The organism is Nocardioides sp. URHA0020, assembly GCF_000620705.1.
Lineage (GTDB): Bacteria > Actinomycetota > Actinomycetes > Propionibacteriales > Nocardioidaceae > Nocardioides.
The window spans coordinates 244,170-262,513 of record NZ_KK211171.1; the positions used below are offsets into that span (position 1 = coordinate 244,170).

Here is an 18,344-nt window from a genome sequence, read left to right on the forward strand (position 1 = left end):
GGAGCCTCACGACAGTCGCGGCAGCGCTCGTGGGCCGGGCCTCGGAGCGATCGGCCCGGGCGGCCCGCTCCGCTCGAGCAGGTCGGCGCACCCGGCCAGCTCCGCGGCGTGGACGAACGCCCGTGAGGGCGAGCGGACGACCAGGGAGCCGCCGCGGGCCTGGAGGTGCTCCTTGGTGGCGGAGAGCGCGATGAGCGACTCCCGCTGGATGCGCTCGACGCGGGCGCAGTCCACCGCGAGCCGGTCACAGCCCGCGGTGAGGGCGTCGTCGATCCGGCGCTGCAGCTGCTGCTCGCCGTAGCCGTCGAGGCCGTCGGCGAGGCGGAGGGTCGCCCGGCGTGCAGCGAAGATGATGAGGAGCTGGCAGTACACGTGCCTGGCCTGTCACGAGCGGCGACGCGAGCGCCCCGTGCTGAGCACTCGTCGCCTGGACCTCGGTGGTACCCCAATCTCACCCGACATCACCCTCCGGAGAGGTGAAGAGCCGTGCGTGTGTGTGGGACGAGAGGGGTACCTCCCGTGGTCGCAGCTGAGCAACGGGTGCGGCACGACGCGAGCAGGTGTCCCGTGACCACCCTTCGCGCGGCACCCTCGGCCGCCGCCACCGCGATCACCGCACGACCCTCGCTCGGCCTGCAGCTGGCGCGGATCCTCAGCACCACCGACCACAAGCTGATCGGCAAGCTCTACCTCGGTACGTCGTTCGCCTGGTTCCTGGTGGGTGGGTTGATGGCGATGCTGATCCGCTCCGAGCTGGCCTACCCCGGCATGCAGGTCGTCAACGACGAGCTCTACAACCAGCTCTTCACGATGCACGGCACGATCATGCTGCTGCTCTTCGCGACGCCGCTGTTCTTCGGGTTCGGCAACGTGATCATGCCGCTGCAGATCGGGGCGCCCGACGTGGCGTTCCCGCGGCTGAACATGTTCAGCTACTGGCTCTTCCTCTTCGGTGGCCTGATCGCGGCCTCGGGCTTCCTCACCCCCCACGGCGCGCCCGACTTCGGCTGGACCGCCTACACCCCGCTCTCCGACGCCGTCAGCTCGCCGGGCGTCGGCGGCGACCTGTGGATCATGGGGCTGTGGATGGCGGGGCTCGGGACGATCCTGGGCGCGGTCAACTTCATGACGACGATCATCACCATGCGTGCCCCCGGGATGACGATGTTCCGGATGCCGATCTTCACCTGGAACACGCTGGTGACCAGCCTGCTCGTGCTGATCGCGTTCCCCACCCTGGCCGGGGCGCTGCTGATGCTGGAGGCCGACCGCCAGCTCGGGGCCCACGTCTTCGACTCCCGCGCGGGCGGCCCGATCCTGTGGCAGCACCTGTTCTGGTTCTTCGGGCACCCCGAGGTCTACATCATCGCGCTGCCGTTCTTCGGCATCATCACCGAGATCCTGCCGGTCTTCAGCCGCAAGCCGATCTTCGGCTACATCGGCCTGGTCGGCGCGACGATCGTGATCGCGCTCTACTCGGTGGCTGTCTGGGCGCACCACATGTTCGTCACCGGAGCGGTGGACCTCCGGTTCTTCTCGGGCATGACGTTCATCATCGCCATCCCGACCGGCGTGAAGTTCTTCAACTGGATCGGCACCATGTGGGGCGGATCGATCTCGTTCGACACCCCGATGCTCTGGTCCGCGGGCTTCCTGGTGACGTTCCTCTTCGGCGGCCTCACCGGGGTGATCCTGGCCAGCCCGCCGCTGGACTTCCACGTGACCGACTCCTACTTCGTGGTCGCACACTTCCACTACGTCGTCTTCGGCACCGTGGTGTTCGCGATGTTCGCCGGCTTCTACTTCTGGTGGCCGAAGATGACCGGGCGGATGCTCGACGAGCGTCTCGGCAAGCTGCACTTCTGGCTGCTCTTCGTCGGCTTCCACACCACCTTCCTGATCCAGCACTGGCTGGGCGTCGAGGGCATGCCGCGTCGCTACGCCGACTACCTGCCCGACGACGGGTTCACCCTCCTCAACCAGATCTCCAGCATCGGCGCCTTCCTCCTCGGCGCCTCGACGCTGCCGTTCCTCTACAACGTCTACGTCTCGCGCCGAGGACCGCTGGTCAACGTCGACGACCCGTGGGGCTGGGGCCGCTCGCTGGAGTGGGCGACCAGCTGCCCGCCGCCGCGCCACAACTTCGTCACGATCCCGCGGATCCGCTCCGAGTCCCCCGCCTTCGACCTGCACCACCCGGACGTGGCGATGATGGAGCTGGACCAGAACCCCAAGGAGCAGGCCGGCGAGCAGCAGCCCGTCGACGCACCCGAGCAGCAGGGCCGCCGGGAGCACGTCGCCGAGCAGGCACCCGCCGACGGCGCCGAGGACGCATGAGCGATCCGTGCCGGGCGCGGCCGGGTCAGCGGTCGATCATCTTCTGCATGGCCTCGGGGTACCGCTCGCCATGCACCTCCACGGTGGTCGAGGCGACGTCCAGCTCCGCCAGGTCGTCCGCGGTCAGCTCGACGGCGGCCGATCCCAGGTTCTCGTCCAGGCGCTCGAGCCGTCGGGTGCCGGGGATGGGGACGATCCAGGGCTCCTGGGCGAGCAGCCAGGCCAGGGCCACCTGGCCGACGGTGACGCCCTTGCGGTCGGCGACCTTCGTGACCAGGTCGACCAGGGCGAGGTTCGCCGCGAGCGCCTCCCGCTCGAAGCGAGGCAGCGTGGCGCGGATGTCGCCCTCGCCGAACTCGGTCGCCGCCGTGACCTGGCCGGTCAGGAACCCACGCCCCAGCGGGCTGAACGGCACGAACCCGATGCCGAGCTCGTCCAGCGCGGGGAGGATCGCGTCCTCCGGCTCGCGCCAGAAGAGGGAGTACTCGCTCTGCAGCGCGGTGACCGGCTGTACGGCGTGCGCGCGCCTGATCGTGGCGACGCCGGCCTCGGACATGCCGAAGTGCTTGACCTTGCCGGCCTCGATGAGCTCCTTGACCGCGCCCGCCACCTCCTCGATCGGGACGTCGGGATCGACCCGGTGCTGGTAGAGCAGGTCGATCGTCTCCGTCCGCAGGCGACGAAGGGATCCGTCGACCGCGGCGCGGATGCTCTCCGGCCTGCTGGTGACTCCGGTCTGACGACCCTGGTCGTCGAAGGCGAAGCCGAACTTGGTGGCGATCACGACGTCGTCGCGGACCGGCTCCAGCGCCTCCCCGACGAGCTCCTCGTTGTGGAAGGGGCCGTAGACCTCCGCGGTGTCGAAGAGCGTGACCCCGCGCTCCACCGCGTCGCGGAGGAAGGTGATCATCTCGTCCCGTGGCGGGCGGGCACCGAAGGACTGGCTCATGCCCATGCAGCCGAGGCCGAGCGATGAGACCTGGAGCCGGCCGAGGGTGCGCGTGTCCATGTCTCGAGCCTAGGTCGGCCCGGCGCGACAAGCACGCGCCGGCGACGTGGTCACCGCACGGAGTCGAGGTAGCCCATCGTCCGGTTCATCAGGTCCGAGGCCCGTCGCAGGTCCGCCGAGGCGCTCGGTGGCTCGTCCTCGGGCAGGGCCAGCCCTGCGGGGCGCCACCCCGGTCGGTACTCGTCGGCGAGGGTCGCCGCCACGCGGCTCGCGTCCCGCACCACGCGCGGGTCGACGGTCCACACCGCGTCGAACCGGCGGAGCGCGTCGGCGACCCCGTCCTGACCCGGGCGCTCGACCGCCGCCAGGCACGCCGGCAGGTCGGGGGCGTCGCAGACGACGGCCCACTCGCGGTTCAGCGCCGCCTTCTGGGGCAGTGCGACCTCGATCGGCGCACCCGGGCGCGGCGCCGCCGGGACGGCGGACTCGGCGAAGACGACGGCTGCCCGGGCGGTGCGGGCGAGCTCCACCCAGCGCGCCCGGGACGCGCGGAGGAACGTGTCGCGCTGGAAGCAGCCGAAGAGCAGCGGCTCCTGGGCCCGCGCACAGCACTCGTCCTCGATGGCCCGGCTCAGCGCGACCAGGCTGGCCTTCGACAGGACCTGGGTGGCCATCAGGGGATGCCACCGGCGGAGCTCCGCGTAGATCGACCGGGGCCGGGCCGACTCGGTGGTCACCCGGCGTACGGCGGCCTCGAGCGCCAGTCCCCCGTCCCGGTGCCGCACCACCTCGAGCACCGCGGCGACCTCGGGCTCGCCGTACCTCCGGTGGCCGCCGGCCATCCTGGTGGGCCGCGGGAAGCCGTAGCGTGCCTCCCAGCTGCGCAGGGTCGCCGGCGGGACGCCGGTGCGCCGGGCCAGGTCGCTGATCGTCAGCGGATGCTTCAGTTCCGAGCGCTCCATGGCATCCTCTTCACAGTGCATAGATTATTCTCAAAGTCTTGCATAAGTTTCTCCCATTGCCCGCCACGAGGAGACGGTCGTGATCCCACGCACCACGGATGATGCGCTGCAGCGGCTGCTCGACGACGGCCGGACCCGCGCGGCCGCGATCGACCCGGCGCACGCCCAACTCTGGGAGACCGTGGCCGCCGCCAGCGAGGGCGGCAAGAGGTTCCGGCCGGCGCTCGTCACCGCCGCGCACGACGCCCTGCAGGGCACCTCGCCCGAGGCCGCAGCCGAGGTCGGCGCCGCCGTCGAGCTGCTCCACACGGCGTTCGTGATCCACGACGACGTCATCGACGGCGACGACGTACGCCGCGGCCGCCTCAACGTCAGCGGCACCTTCAGCTCGAGCGCCCGGGCCGCCGGCGCCGGCCCCGAGGACGCCGCCGGGATCGGCCGGGCGGCCGGCATCCTCGCGGGCGACCTCGCGCTGGCCGCCGCCATCCGCGCGGTGGCGACCTGCGGCGCGAGCCCCGACGTCGCGCACCGCCTGCTCGACCTCTTCGACGCCGCCCTGCACACCACCGCGGCCGGCGAGCTCGCCGACGTCCGCCTCGCGCTCCACCTCGACACGGCCTCGCTCGGCGAGAGCCTGGCGATGGAGGAGCAGAAGACGAGCGCCTACTCCTTCGCCCTCCCGCTGCAGGCCGGCGCGGTGCTCGCCGGCGCGGACGAGCACGTCGTGGACCGGCTCGGAGCGGCCGGCCTGATGCTCGGGGTCGCCTTCCAGCTGGTCGACGACCTCATCGGCGTCTTCGGGGACCCCGCCCAGACCGGCAAGAGCGCCACCAGCGACCTGCGCACGCGCAAGCAGACGCCGCTGCTCATCCACGCCGCCTCCACCGCGGAGTGGGAGCAGATCAGCGACTACGTCGGGCGCGACCTCACCGAGGAGGAGCTGGGCGAGGCGCAGGGCCTGCTCACGGCGTCGGGCTCGCGCCGCTTCGTCGAGGAGCTCGCCGAGGCCCACCTCACCGGCGCCCGGAGCATCGTGGAGGAGCTGGGCGTCTCCACCGACCTGGTCCCCGCCGTGACCGCCTGCCTGCCCGCACTGATCGACCCCAAGGAGGTGGCGGCGTGAACCCGCTGCTCTTCAGCCGTCAGCCCGCCCGCACCCTCTACGACTCGGTCTCCGAGGGCAGCGCCGCGGTCGTCATCCGCCGCTACTCCAGCTCGTTCGGCCTCGCCTCCCTGCTGCTCGGGAAGCCCGTGCGGACCCCGGTCCGCAACGTCTACGCGCTGGTGCGGGTGGCCGACGAGATCGTCGACAACCCCGACCCGACGCTCGGACGCGAGCCCCGGGAGCGGATGCTGACCTGGCTGCAGGACGACGTCCGCCAGGCCCTGCAGACCAGCTACAGCGGCAACCTCGTCGTCCACGCGTTCGCGAGGACGGCGGTCGCGTGCGGGATCACCGCGGAGGTGATCGACCCGTTCTTCGACTCGATGCGGATGGACCTGGACACCTCCGTCCACACCCCCGAGACCTTCGAGCGCTACGTCTACGGCTCGGCCGAGGTGGTCGGCCTGATGTGCCTGCGGGTCTTCCTCGCGCACGAGCCCGGCCGCGACCGGGACTACGACCGGCTAGCGCCGGGGGCACAGCGGCTCGGGGCCGCCTTCCAAAAGCTCAACTTCCTCCGCGACCTCGCCGAGGACCACGACGTCCTGCGCCGCTCCTACTTCCCCGGGCTCGACGTCGACGGGTTCTGCGACGAGGACCGCGACCAGATCCTCGACGACATCGACGAGGACCTCGCCGCCGCCGCCGCTGTCATCCCGGCGCTGCCGTCGGGCAGCCGCCGGGCCGTCCTCGCGGCGTACGCGACGTTCGCCGAGCTGGCCACACGGCTGCGGGCGACGCCCGCGACCGAGATCCTCCAGGCGCGCGTCCGGGTGCCCGACCCGGTCAAGGTCCGCGTCGTGGCCGGCGCCTTCTACGGGAGCCGGGCGTGAGCCGCGTCCTCGACGACCGGTCGACCTCCGGGCCGAGCGCGACCGGACCCGGCTCCGAGCGCGTCGTCGTCATCGGCGGTGGGATCGCCGGGCTCGCCACGGCAGCGCTCCTCGCCTCGCGTGGCTACAGCGTCGACCTCCTCGAGAAGAACCACGAGCTCGGCGGCCGCGTCGGCAGCGTGGAGCGCGACGGCTTCCGCTTCGACACCGGCGCGTCGTGGTACCTCATGCCCGAGGTCTTCGAGCACTTCTTCTCCCTGCTCGGCACCACCGCGGAGGCGGAGCTCGACCTGACCGTGCTCGACCCGAGCTACCGCGTGTTCTTCGAGGGTCACGCCGAGCCGGTCGACATCCGGCCCGACCGGGAGCACAACCGGGCGCTCTTCGAGTCCCTGGAGCCGGGTGCGGGAGAGAGGTTCGACGCCTACCTCCGCTCCGCCGAGGACACGTACGACGTCGCGCTGCGCCGCTTCCTCTACAACAACTTCGACGCCCGCTCCACGCTGCTGCACCCCGAGGTCGTCCGCCGCAGCCCGCGGCTGGGCCGCCTGCTCACCCGCTCGCTGGGCAGCCACGTCGCCTCGCAGTTCTCCGACAACCGGCTGCGCCAGGTGCTCGGCTACCCCGCGGTCTTCCTGGGCTCCTCGCCGAGCCGGGCGCCGAGCATGTACCACCTGATGAGCCGGCTCGACCTCGGCGACCAGGTGCTCTACCCCCAGGGCGGCTTCACCCGGCTCATCGAGGCGATCGCGGCGCTGGCCGAGCGCCACGGGGCGCGTCTCCACACGGGCGCCGCGGTCACCGGCATCCTGACCAGCGACGACGGTGCTCGCCGCCCCCGGGCGACCGGTGTGGTGGCGACGGTCGACGGCGACGCGCGCACCTTCCCGGCCGATGTGGTCGTCGGCGCCGCGGACCTGCACCACATCGAGACCACCCTGCTCCCGCCGCGGCTCCAGACCCACCCGCCCACGTCGTGGCGCCGTCGGTCGCCGGGACCGGGAGCGGTGCTCGCGATGCTGGGTGTGGAGGGTCGCCTGCCGCAGCTCCCCCACCACTCGCTCTTCTTCACCTCCGACTGGGACCAGAACTTCGGCGACATCTTCGGAGCCGATGCCCGCGTGCCCGACCCCGCGTCGGTCTACGTCTGCAAGCCGTCGGAGACCGACCCGACGGTGGCACCGGAGGGCTCCGAGAACCTCTTCGTCCTGGTCCCGGTCCCCGCCGACGTCGAGATCGGCGGAGGCGGCCACGACGGTGCGGGCTCCGAGCTGGTGGAGCGCACGGCGGACGCGGCGATCGACCAGATGGCGGCGTGGGCGAAGATCCCGGACCTGCGCGAGCGCATCCGGGTCCGCTACACCGTCGGGCCCGACGACTTCGCCCGTCGCTACAACGCGTGGCGGGGCGGTGCCCTGGGCCTCGAGCACACGCTGCGCCAGAGCGCGTTCTTCCGCCCCAGCAACGTCTCGGCCAAGGTGGACGGGTTGCTGTACTCGGGAGCCAGTACGGTTCCGGGCGTGGGACTTCCGATGTGCCTGATCAGCGCCGAGCTCGTGCTCAAGCGGCTCACCGGCGACCGGTCGGCCCTGCCGGTGCCCGGATGAGCCTGCCGCACTGGTCATACGTCGCGATGCTGGCCTTCTGCCTCGTGGGGACGCTGCCGCTCATCGTGGCCTTCCGACTCGGGGTGCTGCGCCAGCCGAGGCGACTGCTGCTCGCCATCCTGGCGGGTGGGGTGCCGTTCCTGGTCTGGGACCTCTACGCCACCTCGGCGGGACACTGGCGCTTCGACCCCGACCAGACGCTGCCCTGGCGGGTCGCCGGGCTCCCGCTCGAGGAGATCGCCTTCTTCGTCGTCATCCCCCTGGTCTCGGTCCTGACCTACGAGTCGGTCCGGGTGGTCGGCGCGCGACAGCGCAAGGAGCTCCGATGACCTACACGGCGATCGCCGTGGTCGCGGTGCTGGCCGCCCTCGCCCTGGACCGCTGGCTGGCGCGGACCCTGCTGACGAGCTCGCGGACGTGGTGGTCGGCGTACGGCATCATCGTGGTCTTCCAGCTGCTGACCAACGGCTGGCTCACCGGTCGGGGCATCGTCCGCTACGACCCCGACACGATCCTCGGCAGCGGACACGTCACCTTCGTCGGGGACGGCCGGCTCGCCTACGCGCCGGTCGAGGACCTGGCCTTCGGCTTCGCCCTGGTGCTGACCACCTGCGTGGCCTGGACCTGGCTGGGCGACCGCACGGGCGAGAGCGACGCGTGAGCATCGCGACCCGCATGCAGGCGCTCCAGCCCACCGACCTCGGGATCCCCGGGCCCACCTCGCTGGACATGGCCCGCGCCTTCCGCTCGGTGCGCGCCGACCCGCTCAGCTTCTTGACCGAGGTGTCCGAGAAGTACGGCGACCTCGTCGCCTTCCCGGTGCCCGGACCGCCCGCCCTGCTGCTCAACGACCCCGCCGACGTGCGGCACGTGCTGCAGACCGCGGCGCGGAACTGGGGCAAGCAGACGGTGCAGTACGCCGCGCTCGCGCGGGTGACGGGCCCCGGGCTGCTGGCCTCCGCGGAGCCGAACTGGATCGAGCATCGCCGGCTCGCCGCGCCGGCCTTCCACCACCAGCGTCTCGCGGCAGTCGGCGACCAGGTGCGGGCGGCGGCGGACGCCGCCATCGCCGGCCTCCTCGAGGTCGACCCCGGTCCCGGCGGTCGGCTGGTGGACGTCGCCGCGCTCACGCACCGCATCGGCCTCGACGCCGTCGGTCGCGCCCTCTTCTCCACGGACCTGTCCGGTCACGCCCAGCGGCTCCTGGACGCGACGAGCGACGCGGCGACCCTCGTCGTCCGTCTGGGCCGCTCGGTGCTCCCGACGGCGGCGTGGGCCCCGACGCCGACCAACGTGCGGCTGCGCTCGACGCGGCGTCGCCTCGACGCCATCTCCGCCGACCTGATCGCCCAGCGGCGGCGACGCGGCGGCTCGTCCGGCTCCGGGCACGGCGACGACCTGCTGGGCCTGCTGCTCGACAGCGAGCTCAGCGACGCCGAGATCCGCGACGAGCTGGTCACGATGGTCATCGCCGGCCACGAGACCGTCGCCGCGGCGCTGGCCTGGACGCTGATGCTGCTGGCGGAGGACCAGCCGGCCCAGGACCGGGCCCGGGCCGAGCTCACGGGCCACGCCGGCCCGGTGTCGCTGATGGGACACCGGGAGACGCTCCCGTGGACGCGCGCGGTGGTCGACGAGTCGCTGCGACTCTTCCCGCCCGCGTGGGCGCTGTCGCGGCGCTCGCAGGCGGCCGACGTGATCGGCGGGCACGCGGTGCCGGCGGGCACGCTGGTCATCGTCAGTCCCTGGCTGGTCCACCGCCGCGGTGACGCGTGGCCCGACCCGCTCGGGTTCCGCCCGGAGCGCTTCCTCGGCGCGAGCGGCACGCTCCCCGCCTACCTGCCGTTCGGCCAGGGACCGCGGCTCTGCATCGGCCGGGAGTTCGCGATCGGCGAGATGGTCGTCGTGCTGAGCCGGCTGCTCACGGCGTACCGCGTGGACGTGCCGGACGGCTGGACCCGGCCGCCGGCCGAGACCCAGGTCGCGGTGCACCCGCGCGGCGGCATGCCGCTCGTGATCAGTCCGCTGGCATGACCGACCTGGTCGTCGCGGCACTGCTGCTGGCCGCCCTGGTCGGAGCCGGCTGGCTGCTGCGCGACCTCCGGACCCTCCCCTTGGGAGCCCCACGCCGCGCGGAGGCGACGACGGTCTCGGTGGTCGTCCCCGCGCGCGACGAGGAGGCGACCCTGCCGGCGCTCCTGAGCTCGCTGAGCGGGCTCAGCGTCGGCGTCCGCGAGATCGTGGTGGTCGACGACGCCTCCCGGGACGCGACGGCATCGGTGGCGGCAGCCGCCGGAGCGACCGTGCTCCCCGCCGGCGACCCGCCGGCCGGCTGGACCGGCAAGGCGTGGGCCTGCCACGTCGGCGCCGGGGCGACCGGCGGAGACCTGCTGCTCTTCCTCGACTCCGACACCCGACTGGCATCGGACGCGCTGGACGGCCTGCTCGAGGTCCATTCCGGGTACGGCGGTCTTGTGTCGGTCCAGCCCTTCCACACCGTCGTGCGGCCCTACGAGCAGCTGTCGGCGTACTTCAACGTGGTCGGGGTCCTGGCCACCGGCCAGTTCCGCCGCCGGCCCCGCGGCCGGTCGATGGCCTTCGGACCCTGCCTGGTCACCTCCCGCGCGGACTACGAGCGGGCGGGCGGGCACGCCGCCGTACGCGGGGAGATCCTGGACGACGTCGAGCTGGCGGCCGCCTACCAGCGCGCCGGCCTCCCGGTGCGGTGCGCGGTCGGCGGCCGGTCGGTGCGGATGCGCAGCTATCCGGGCGGCTTCCGCCAGCTGGCGGCGGGCTGGACCAAGAACTTCGCCTCGGGAGCCTCGGCCGCCGCGCCCGGCCCCACCCTCGGAGCCGTCGCCTGGGTCAGCGCGCACCACGCCGTCGCCGTCGGCGCCCTCCTCGCCCTCGCCGGAGCGGTCGCCGGGCACCGCCTGTCACCGGCGTACGGCGCTCCCGCGCTGTGGGCGCTCGCGTGGGTCGCGGTCACGTGGCAGCTGCGGTCGGTGCTGCGCCGCCTCGGCACGTTCCGCTGGTGGACGTGGGCGCTCTTCCCGGTGCCGCTGCTCGCCTTCGACCTCGTCTTCGCGCGCTCGCTGCTCCGCACCGCCGTCCGACGCTCCGTCGACTGGCGCGGTCGCGACGTGCCGCTCAACGGCTCGGGATCGGTCGAGGGAGGCGCCTGATGCTCCGGCTGGTGATGCCGCAGACCCTGACCGTGCTGGTCGACATCGTGGCGTGGGGCGCCTTCCACGCCGCCACCGGCTACGCCGCCTACCGTCTCGACGACAGCAGGCTGGCCCGCGACGGCTGGCTGCTGCGGCAGCGGTCCTTCGAGGACAGCGGTCGCTGGTACCGCCGTCGGCTGCGGATCCACCGCTGGAAGGACCGGCTGCCCGAGGCCGGCGACCTCTTCCGCGGAGGGACCAGCAAGCGTCGGCTGCCGGCGTACGACGTCGCGGGGCTGGAGGCCTTCGCCCGTGAGACGCGCCGCGCGGAGCTGGCTCACTGGTGGGCCCTGGCCTGCGGCCCCCTCTTCGTGCTGTGGAACCCGCCGCTGGCCGCCGCCCTGCTCGTCACCTACGGCGTGCTGGTCAACCTGCCGTTCATCCTGATCCAGCGCTACAACCGGTTCCGGATCGATGCGCTGATGGAGCGACTGCGGCGATGAGCGAGCCAGACTCCCGACACGGCCCGATCGCCCAGCTCCTCATCTCCTGGGCGCCGCTGAGCGTGATCCTCCTCGTCTACGCCGCCGCCCAGTGGGTCAGCGGCCCGATCACGCAGCACCACGACGATGGCGCCAACCGGCTCGGCTTCAGCCTGCACGTCTCCGGTCCCGCCCGGGTCGACGAGGCCGTCTTCGGCGTCGTCCCCTCGGTCTGGCTCCAGCAGCGGCTCGTCGACGGCTCGACGCACTGGTACGACGCCGTCGCCGCGCTTGTCTACGTCACCCACTTCGTCTCGATCCCGCTGGTGACCGCCTGGGTGTGGTTCCGGGTCCGGGACCGCTTCCGCGCCTGGATCGCTGCCGTGCTCGTCTTCACGGTGGTCGGGGTGTCCGGCTACGTCGTCTACCCGGCGGCGCCACCGTGGCTGGCCTCGCAGCAGGACCAGATCGGTCAGGTCGACCGCATCTCCCGGTTCGGATGGCACTTCCTGCAGCTCGACCCGATCGCGCGGCTGAGCGGCCTCGGACAGGGCGAGAGCAACCCGGTGGCGGCGATGCCCTCGCTGCACGCCGGGGCCGCGCTCCTCGTCACCCTCTTCCTGTGGCCGTCGGTCACCCGGTGGTGGCGCGCGGCGCTGGGTGCGTACGTCGTGCTGATGGCCCTCACCCTCGTCTACACCGGCGAGCACTACGTCGTCGACGTGGTCGCCGGCTGGCTGACGGCGGGCATCGCCGTCGCGGCCGGCGCCGCCACCCGGCGCCGGTCTCCTCCCGAGCGGTCCGGGGCCGCGGACCTGGCGGAGAGCGTCGACGTCAGCGGTCGATGACGGGCCAACCGCCCGCGGCCTCGATCGCCGCCACCTGCTCGAGCAGCCACGGGCTCAACGCCCACGGCGCGGCGGCGACGGCGGCGTGCAGCTCCGAGAGCTCCACCCAGCGGGACTCCGCGGCCTCCTCGGCGTTCAGGACCGGCTCGGCGTCGACCCGGACGGCGTACACCGGGCACACCTCGTTCTCCACGATGCCGCCCGCGTCGACGGCGCGGTAGCGGAACGACGGCACCAGGCTCACCGGGTCGGCCACCGTCAGTCCCAGCTCGTGCAGGCCGTAGCGCCGGATGGCCTCCGTCGTCTCCTCGCCGGGACGGGGGTGCCCGCAGAAGGAGTTCGTCCAGACCCCGGGCCAGGTCCGCTTCGTCACGGCTCGCCTGGTCAGCAGCAGCCGGTCGGCATCGTCGAAGACGTAGCAGGAGAAGGCGAGGTGGAGCGGGGTGTCGGAGGTGTGCACCGTCGCTCGGGGCGCCGTGCCACAGGGGCTGCCGTCCTCGTCGAGGAGCACGACGAGGTCTGCGGGTTCTGCCGGCATCTGGGGTCGATCTCACTTCCATGGGTTCGTCGCGAGGGCTGCGCCCAGCCTACGTCGGGCGCACGGCGCGGTCCGCAGTCCCCGGACGGGGCGGAGACCATGCTGCGGGATCGCTGCCGGGTCGGTCAGTCGAGGAGCTCACCGGCCGTGATCGGGATCGAGCGCACCCGCGTCCCCGTGGCGTGGAAGGCGGCGTTGGCGACCGCGGCAGCGGTGCCCACGATCCCGATCTCGCCGATGCCCCGGCCGCCCGCCGGCGTGAACACCTGGTCGGACTCCTCGAGCCACTCGGCGTCCACGTCGAGCACGTCGGCGTGCGAGGCGACGTGGTAGGTCGCCAGGTCCTGGGTGACCACGTGGCCGAAGCGGGCGTCGCGGTACGACGTCTCGAACAGCGCCGCCGACAGCCCCATCACCAGTCCCCCGACGAGCTGCGAGTGCGCCGTCATCGGATTGATCACCCGGCCGACCGAGTAGACGCCGAGCAGCCGCGGCACGCGGACCTCCCCGGTCCAGCGGTTGACCCGAGCCTCCGCGAAGACCGCACCGAAGGAGTGGAAGGCGAACTCCTCCTCGGCCGGGTTGTCGGCGGCCGAGGCGGTCGTCTCCACGCCCGCGTCGGGCGACGGGCCGTGGTCGGCGCGGAACCGCTGGGCGGCCGCCACGATCGCCGTACCCCACGAGCTGGTGCCGGAGGAGCCACCGGCGACCGAGGCCGCGGGCAGCCGGGTGTCGGCGATCGCCAGGTCGATCGCGGCCGGGGAGACGTCCAGCGCGTCGGCGGCGATCTGGGTGAGCACCGTGCGGGCGCCGGTGCCGATGTCGACGGCGCCGATGGAGACGGCGTACCGGCCCTTGCCCAGGGCCAGCACCCGAGCGGCGTTGCCCGGCGACCTCATCGCGGGGTACGTCGCGGACGCGACCCCGGTCCCGACCCACCAGTCGCCGTCGGCGGTCGTCCGTGGCTCCGGCGGCCTGTCCTCCCACCCGAACCGGTCGGCACCGCGGTGGAGGCACTCGACCAGGCGCCGCTGGTGGAAGGGCTTGCCGCTCTCCGGGTCGATGTCCGGCTCGTTGCGCTCGCGCAGCACGATCGGGTCGACCCCGCACGCGACCGCGAGCTCGTCCATGGCGACCTCGTGGGCGAACATGCCGGGCATCTCGCCGGGGGCGCGCATCCACGACGGGACCGCGACGTCCAGTCGCGCGAGCCGGTGGCTGGTGCGACGGTTCGGCGCGGCGTACATCATCCGGGTCGGGGCGGCCGTCTGCTCGGCGAACTCCCGGACCACCGAGGTCTGCTCCTGCACGGCGTGCTCGATCGCCACGAGCGTGCCGTCGGCCGCGGCGCCGAGCCGCACGTGCGAGATGGTCGCGGTGCGGTAGCCGGTGAGCGCGAACATCTGCTGCCGCGTCACCGCCAGCTTGACCGGTCGCCCGTGGGTCGTGCGGGCGGCAAGCGCCGCCGCCATCACGTGCGAGTGCGCCTCACCCTTGCTGCCGAACCCACCGCCGACGTACGGCGCCCGCACCCGCACCTGCTCGGGCTGCAGGCCCAGCATCGGCGCCAGGGCCTGGACGACGCCGTGCACGCCCTGCGTGGAGTCGAACATCGAGAGCACCTCCCGGTCGCCCTCCTGCCCCCACCACGCGAGCGTGGCGTGCGGCTCCAGCGGGTTGTTGTGCTCGTACGCCGTCCGGTAGTCCTGGTCGACGACCACGTCGGCGCTCGCCAGGGCCGCGTCCACGTCGCCCTCGTCGGTGTCGGTCTCCATGGCGGGGTTGACCTGGTCGGGCCGGTACGTCGCGTTGTCGACGCGCAGCTCGGCCTCGTGCGGCTCCTGGTCGTAGCCGACGGCGACGAGGGCCGCTCCCTCGCGGGCGGCCTCCGGGGTCTCGGCGAGCACCAGGGCCACGATCTGACCGCGGAAGCCGACGCGGTCGTCCTGGAGGATCGCCAGCTCGCCGTTGTCGGTGTCGTCGAGGCGGGGGGCGTTGGTGTGGTCGAGCACGGCCACCACCCCGGGGTGGGCCAGGGACGCCGCGCTGTCGACGCGCGTCACCCGCCCCTTGGCGACCGTCGACTGGACGAGCCAGACGTGCAGCGGGTCGATGACCCCGTCGGCCTCACCGTGCTCGACGGCGTACGCCGCCCGACCGGTGACCTTCTCCGGGCCGTCGACCCGGTCGTGGTGGCTGCCGATCGCGCGCGCCTCGACGGGTCGCGTGGCCTGCTCGGTCATCGGGCTGCCTCCTCGGCCAGACGCAGCAGGGTCATCGTGGTCGCGTTGCGCACCATCGGCACCTTGGAGGCCGTCTGGTCCGTGGTCGTCGCGTCGGCCAGCTCCTCGTCGATGGCCGCCCGCAAGGCGTCCTCGTCGAACGGCCGGTCGCGGAGCGCGGCCTCCGCACGGCGCGCGCGCCACGGCTTGTGCGCGACACCGCCCCAGGCGAGCCGCACGTCCTGCACCACGCCGCCGGCGAGGTCCAGGGAGGCGGCCACCGACACGAGCGCGAACGCGAACGAGGCTCGGTCGCGGACCTTCGTGTACGTCGCGTGCTCGTTCGCCGCCGCCGACGGCAGCTCGACCGCGGTCACGAGGTCGCTGGGCGCCAGGACCGTGTCGAGCTCGGGTCGGTCCCCGGGCAGCCGGTAGAGCTCCTCGATCGGGACCCGCCTCTCGCCCTCGGGCCCGAGGACCACCACCACGGCGTCCATCGCGGTGAGCGCGACGGCGAGGTCCGACGGGTGCGTCGTGACGCACTCGGGGCTCGCTCCGAGGATCGCGTTGTAGCGCCCGTAGCCCTCCAGCGCCGAGCAGCCGCTGCCGGGATCACGCTTGTTGCACGGGGTGGTGACGTCCTGGAAGTAGACGCAGCGGGTGCGCTGCAGGAGGTTGCCCCCGGTCGTCGCCTGGTTGCGGAGCTGGCCGGAGGCGCCGGCGAGGAGCGCCCGGGCGACCGCCGGGAACCGGGACCGCACGACCGGGTGCGCGGCGAGGTCGCTGTTGCGCACGTTGGTGCCGATGCGCAGCCAGCTGCCGTCGGGTCCGTCGTACGCCTCGACGTCGGTCAGGGGCAGCCGGCTGATGTCGACGAGGAGCTCGGGCGAGGCCACCCCGAGCTTGAGGTGGTCGACGAGGTTGGTCCCGCCGCCCAGGAAGCGGGCGCCGGGCCGGTCGGCCACCGCGGCCACCGCGGCGGCCGCGCTGTCGGGGCGGAGGTACTCCAGCTCCCTCATCCGCGCGCCGCCTCGCAGACAGCGGCGAGGATGCCCGGGTAGGCACCGCAGCGGCAGAGGTTGCCGCTCATCCGCTCGCGGACCTCGACCTCGCTCGGCTCGATCTCGCCGACGAGGTCCTCGGTGACGTGGCTGGGGTGGCCCTCCTTGAGCTCGTCGAGCATCCCGACGGCCGAGCAGACCTGTCCGGGAGTGCAGTAGCCGCACTGGTAGCCGTCCTGGTCCAGGAACGCCTGCTGCACCGGGTGCAGCCCGTCGGCGGCGAGGCCGTCAGCGGTGACGATCTCGGCGCCGTCGTAAGCCACCGCGAGCGCGAGACACGTGAGGTGGCGGCGGCCGTCGAGGAGGACCGTGCACGACCCGCACTGTCCGTGGTCACAGCCCTTCTTCGGCGAGATGACGCCCAGCCGCTCACGCAGCGCGTCGAGGAGGGTCGTCCGCGTGTCGACCGTGAGCGAGTGCACCGTCCCGTCGACGGTCAGCGAGAGTTGGGCGTCCATGGCGGGGGCGGTACCCACACCCGGTGCGGGCAACCGGTCGTCAGCGCCCGAATGACGTCCCGGCAGCCGGGTACCGGCAGGTCATGGGAGACCGACAGCACATCAGGAAGTCAGTCCAGGAGCACGGGCCGCTCTCGGTCGAGGGAGCGCCGGGCGAGGAGGACCTCTCGACTGCCGACGTGGCGGACCGCCTCGACCTCGACCCGGGCGAGCAGCTGAACCGTCCGGACCAGCCGGACGCGCGCCCCGACGAACGTGAGCGGTTCGAGCACCCGCCGCAGCGGTCGATCGCCGACTCCGACCACCCCGAGGATCGTTGACCCCAGCGGCGGGCGCGCGGTCGACGGCCTGAGCCGCGGGCCCGACCGCCGACCGGGTCCGGCACCCCACGCACAGACGCACCCGACGATCCGAGGAGATCCCATGCGCATCGGCTACTTCCTCTCGTGCGAGGAGTACTCACCCGCCGAGCTCGTCGCCCAGGCAGCGGCCGCCGAGCGGGCGGGCTTCACCGGTCTGTGGATCAGCGACCACTTCCACCCCTGGAACAACCAGCAGGGCAACAGTCCCCTGATCTGGAGCGTGATCGGCGCCATCAGCCAGGTCTGCGACCTGCACGTGACGACGGCGGTGACCTGTCCGACGACCCGGCTGCACCCCGCGATCATCGCCCAGGCCGCCGGCACCTGCGCGGAGCTGCTCGACGGGAGGTTCACCCTCGGCGTCGGCACCGGGGAGGCACTGAACGAGAGCATCCTCGGCGCACCGTGGCCACCGGCCGACGTACGCCTGGAGATGCTCGAGGAGGCGGTCGCCCTGATCCGCCAGCTGTGGACCGGTGACGTCGTGACCACGCGGGGCCGCCACTACTCCGTCGACCACGCCCGCATCTACAACGTCCCGGACACCCCGCCCGAGATCTTCGTGTCGGCGTTCGGCCCCAAGGCGCTGGAGGTCGCCGCCCGGATCGGCGACGGGTACATCGGGACGGCGCCCGACGCCGACCTGGTGACCGCCTTCAAGGACGCCTCGGGCGGCAGGCCCGCCCAGGCCGGCGCCAAGGTGGCCTTCGCCCCGACCCGGGAGGAGGGCTGGGAGCACGCCCATCGGCTGTGGCCGAACGCCGGCCTGCCCGGCGAGCTGGCCCAGGTCCTCCCCACCCCCGAGCACTTCCAGCAGGCCACCGAGCTGGTCACCATGGAGTCGACCCGGGAGTCGGTCGTCGCCGGCAGCGACCCCGAGGACCACCTGCGCCAGATCACGCAGTACGCCGACGCGGGCTACGACGAGCTCTACCTCGCGAACATGGGCCCGCACGCGCTGGAGATGATCGAGTTCTACGGCACCGACGTGCTGCCGAAGCTCGGCTGAGCCCGGGTCAGGGGTCGACGCGGCGCAGCGGCGAGGTCGCGGGACCTTCGAGGACCTCACCGGTGGCGCTGAAGCGCGAGCCGTGCAGCGGGCAGTCCCAGCTGGACTCGGCATCGTTCCAGTGCAGCACGCCGCCGAGATGGGTGCAGAGCGCACGACCGCACACACCTGGCCGTCGGTCTGCGCGGTCCCGACCGGCCGGACCCCGACCCGGCCGACGTCGGCCTGCCCCTCGTCGGGCGCCGTGTCAGGCGAGCCACGAAGCTCGGCGGCGGCCAGCCTCGCCGCGCCGGCCGCGACGACCTGCGCGTTGATCCGTCCGAGCTCCAGCGCGCCCCGCGCTC

General features: G+C 72.9%; 20 protein-coding genes. 12 read left to right on the top strand and 8 right to left on the bottom strand.

Going from position 1 to position 18,344, the window contains the following annotated elements; genetic code table 11:
• Positions 1-6: 6 nt before the first annotated feature.
• The gene (locus tag N542_RS0120565) at positions 7-372 is read right to left on the bottom strand and encodes an STAS domain-containing protein (RefSeq protein ID WP_028645535.1); all 366 of its coding nucleotides are present in this window, start codon (positions 370-372) and stop codon (positions 7-9) included.
• 195 nt (positions 373-567) lie between these two features.
• On the opposite strand from N542_RS0120565, the gene ctaD reads away from it, so the two are divergent.
• Positions 568-2,337, top strand: a complete 1,770-nt coding sequence (gene ctaD / locus N542_RS0120570; RefSeq protein WP_028645536.1) for an aa3-type cytochrome oxidase subunit I — start codon at positions 568-570, stop codon at positions 2,335-2,337.
• Between the two features lie 25 nt (positions 2,338-2,362).
• Here ctaD and N542_RS0120575 read toward each other — a convergent pair whose 3' ends face one another.
• Positions 2,363-3,346 carry an aldo/keto reductase gene (locus N542_RS0120575; RefSeq protein WP_028645537.1) on the bottom strand — a complete coding sequence of 328 codons (984 nt, stop codon included), beginning with the start codon at positions 3,344-3,346 and terminating at the stop codon, positions 2,363-2,365.
• Between the two features lie 50 nt (positions 3,347-3,396).
• A complete protein-coding gene (locus tag N542_RS0120580) occupies positions 3,397-4,248 on the bottom strand; it encodes a DICT sensory domain-containing protein (RefSeq protein ID WP_028645538.1) in 852 nt (283 codons plus the stop codon).
• 79 nt (positions 4,249-4,327) lie between these two features.
• Here N542_RS0120580 and N542_RS25905 point away from each other — a divergent pair, with 79 nt between their 5' ends.
• Genes N542_RS25905 through N542_RS25925 form a run of 9 tightly spaced genes read left to right on the top strand, consistent with a single transcriptional unit; the run spans position 4,328 to position 12,350 of the window.
• Complete coding sequence (locus tag N542_RS25905) at positions 4,328-5,371, top strand: polyprenyl synthetase family protein (RefSeq protein ID WP_051552164.1); 1,044 nt, start codon at positions 4,328-4,330, stop codon at positions 5,369-5,371.
• Complete coding sequence (locus tag N542_RS0120590) at positions 5,368-6,246, top strand: phytoene/squalene synthase family protein (RefSeq protein WP_197026040.1); 879 nt, start codon at positions 5,368-5,370, stop codon at positions 6,244-6,246. Before N542_RS25905 ends, N542_RS0120590 begins: the two co-directional genes overlap by 4 nt.
• Positions 6,243-7,853 carry a phytoene desaturase family protein gene (gene crtI, locus N542_RS0120595; protein ID WP_081795418.1) on the top strand — a complete coding sequence of 537 codons (1,611 nt, stop codon included), beginning with the start codon at positions 6,243-6,245 and terminating at the stop codon, positions 7,851-7,853. Before N542_RS0120590 ends, crtI begins: the two co-directional genes overlap by 4 nt.
• Positions 7,850-8,182: a lycopene cyclase domain-containing protein gene (locus N542_RS25910; protein ID WP_197026041.1), complete on the top strand. Its 333-nt coding sequence runs from the start codon at positions 7,850-7,852 to the stop codon at positions 8,180-8,182. Before crtI ends, N542_RS25910 begins: the two co-directional genes overlap by 4 nt.
• Positions 8,179-8,514: a lycopene cyclase domain-containing protein gene (locus N542_RS0120605; protein ID WP_028645541.1), complete on the top strand. Its 336-nt coding sequence runs from the start codon at positions 8,179-8,181 to the stop codon at positions 8,512-8,514. The genes N542_RS25910 and N542_RS0120605 overlap by 4 nt, the downstream gene beginning before the upstream one ends.
• Positions 8,511-9,887 (top strand): cytochrome P450, encoded by a 1,377-nt coding sequence (locus N542_RS26860; RefSeq protein ID WP_051552166.1) that lies wholly within the window; start codon positions 8,511-8,513, stop codon positions 9,885-9,887. The genes N542_RS0120605 and N542_RS26860 overlap by 4 nt, the downstream gene beginning before the upstream one ends.
• Entirely contained in the window at positions 9,884-11,038 is a 1,155-nt protein-coding gene (locus tag N542_RS25920; protein WP_051552167.1) for a glycosyltransferase, read from the top strand. The genes N542_RS26860 and N542_RS25920 overlap by 4 nt, the downstream gene beginning before the upstream one ends.
• Positions 11,038-11,523, top strand: coding sequence for a hypothetical protein (locus tag N542_RS0120620; RefSeq protein ID WP_051552168.1), 486 nt, complete (start codon positions 11,038-11,040; stop codon positions 11,521-11,523). The genes N542_RS25920 and N542_RS0120620 overlap by 1 nt, the downstream gene beginning before the upstream one ends.
• Positions 11,520-12,350 carry a phosphatase PAP2 family protein gene (locus N542_RS25925; protein ID WP_051552169.1) on the top strand — a complete coding sequence of 277 codons (831 nt, stop codon included), beginning with the start codon at positions 11,520-11,522 and terminating at the stop codon, positions 12,348-12,350. Before N542_RS0120620 ends, N542_RS25925 begins: the two co-directional genes overlap by 4 nt.
• On the opposite strand, the gene idi is transcribed toward N542_RS25925, so the two are convergent.
• The 4 genes from idi to N542_RS0120645 all read right to left on the bottom strand — a co-directional run bounded on the left by idi (position 12,337) and on the right by N542_RS0120645 (position 16,629).
• Positions 12,337-12,888 (bottom strand): isopentenyl-diphosphate Delta-isomerase, encoded by a 552-nt coding sequence (gene idi / locus N542_RS0120630; protein WP_028645543.1) that lies wholly within the window; start codon positions 12,886-12,888, stop codon positions 12,337-12,339. The two genes, N542_RS25925 and idi, sit on opposite strands and share 14 nt — an antisense overlap.
• Before the next feature lie 125 nt (positions 12,889-13,013).
• On the bottom strand, positions 13,014-15,131 hold the full coding sequence (locus N542_RS0120635; protein WP_028645544.1) for a xanthine dehydrogenase family protein molybdopterin-binding subunit: 2,118 nt from the start codon (positions 15,129-15,131) through the stop codon (positions 13,014-13,016).
• Positions 15,128-16,129, bottom strand: a complete 1,002-nt coding sequence (locus N542_RS0120640; RefSeq protein WP_028645545.1) for an FAD binding domain-containing protein — start codon at positions 16,127-16,129, stop codon at positions 15,128-15,130. The genes N542_RS0120635 and N542_RS0120640 overlap by 4 nt, the downstream gene beginning before the upstream one ends.
• Positions 16,126-16,629, bottom strand: a complete 504-nt coding sequence (locus N542_RS0120645; protein ID WP_028645546.1) for a 2Fe-2S iron-sulfur cluster-binding protein — start codon at positions 16,627-16,629, stop codon at positions 16,126-16,128. Before N542_RS0120645 ends, N542_RS0120640 begins: the two co-directional genes overlap by 4 nt.
• Before the next feature lie 83 nt (positions 16,630-16,712).
• Here N542_RS0120645 and N542_RS0120650 point away from each other — a divergent pair, with 83 nt between their 5' ends.
• Positions 16,713-16,949, top strand: a complete 237-nt coding sequence (locus tag N542_RS0120650) for a hypothetical protein (protein WP_028645547.1) — start codon at positions 16,713-16,715, stop codon at positions 16,947-16,949.
• A gap of 103 nt (positions 16,950-17,052) precedes the next feature.
• Complete coding sequence (locus N542_RS0120655; protein ID WP_028645548.1) at positions 17,053-18,000, top strand: TIGR03557 family F420-dependent LLM class oxidoreductase; 948 nt, start codon at positions 17,053-17,055, stop codon at positions 17,998-18,000.
• 7 nt (positions 18,001-18,007) lie between these two features.
• Here the strand turns inward: N542_RS0120655 and N542_RS27960 are convergent, their stop codons facing one another.
• Positions 18,008-18,166 carry a Rieske 2Fe-2S domain-containing protein gene (locus N542_RS27960; protein ID WP_197026042.1) on the bottom strand — a complete coding sequence of 53 codons (159 nt, stop codon included), beginning with the start codon at positions 18,164-18,166 and terminating at the stop codon, positions 18,008-18,010.
• Positions 18,167-18,344: the final 178 nt, after the last annotated feature.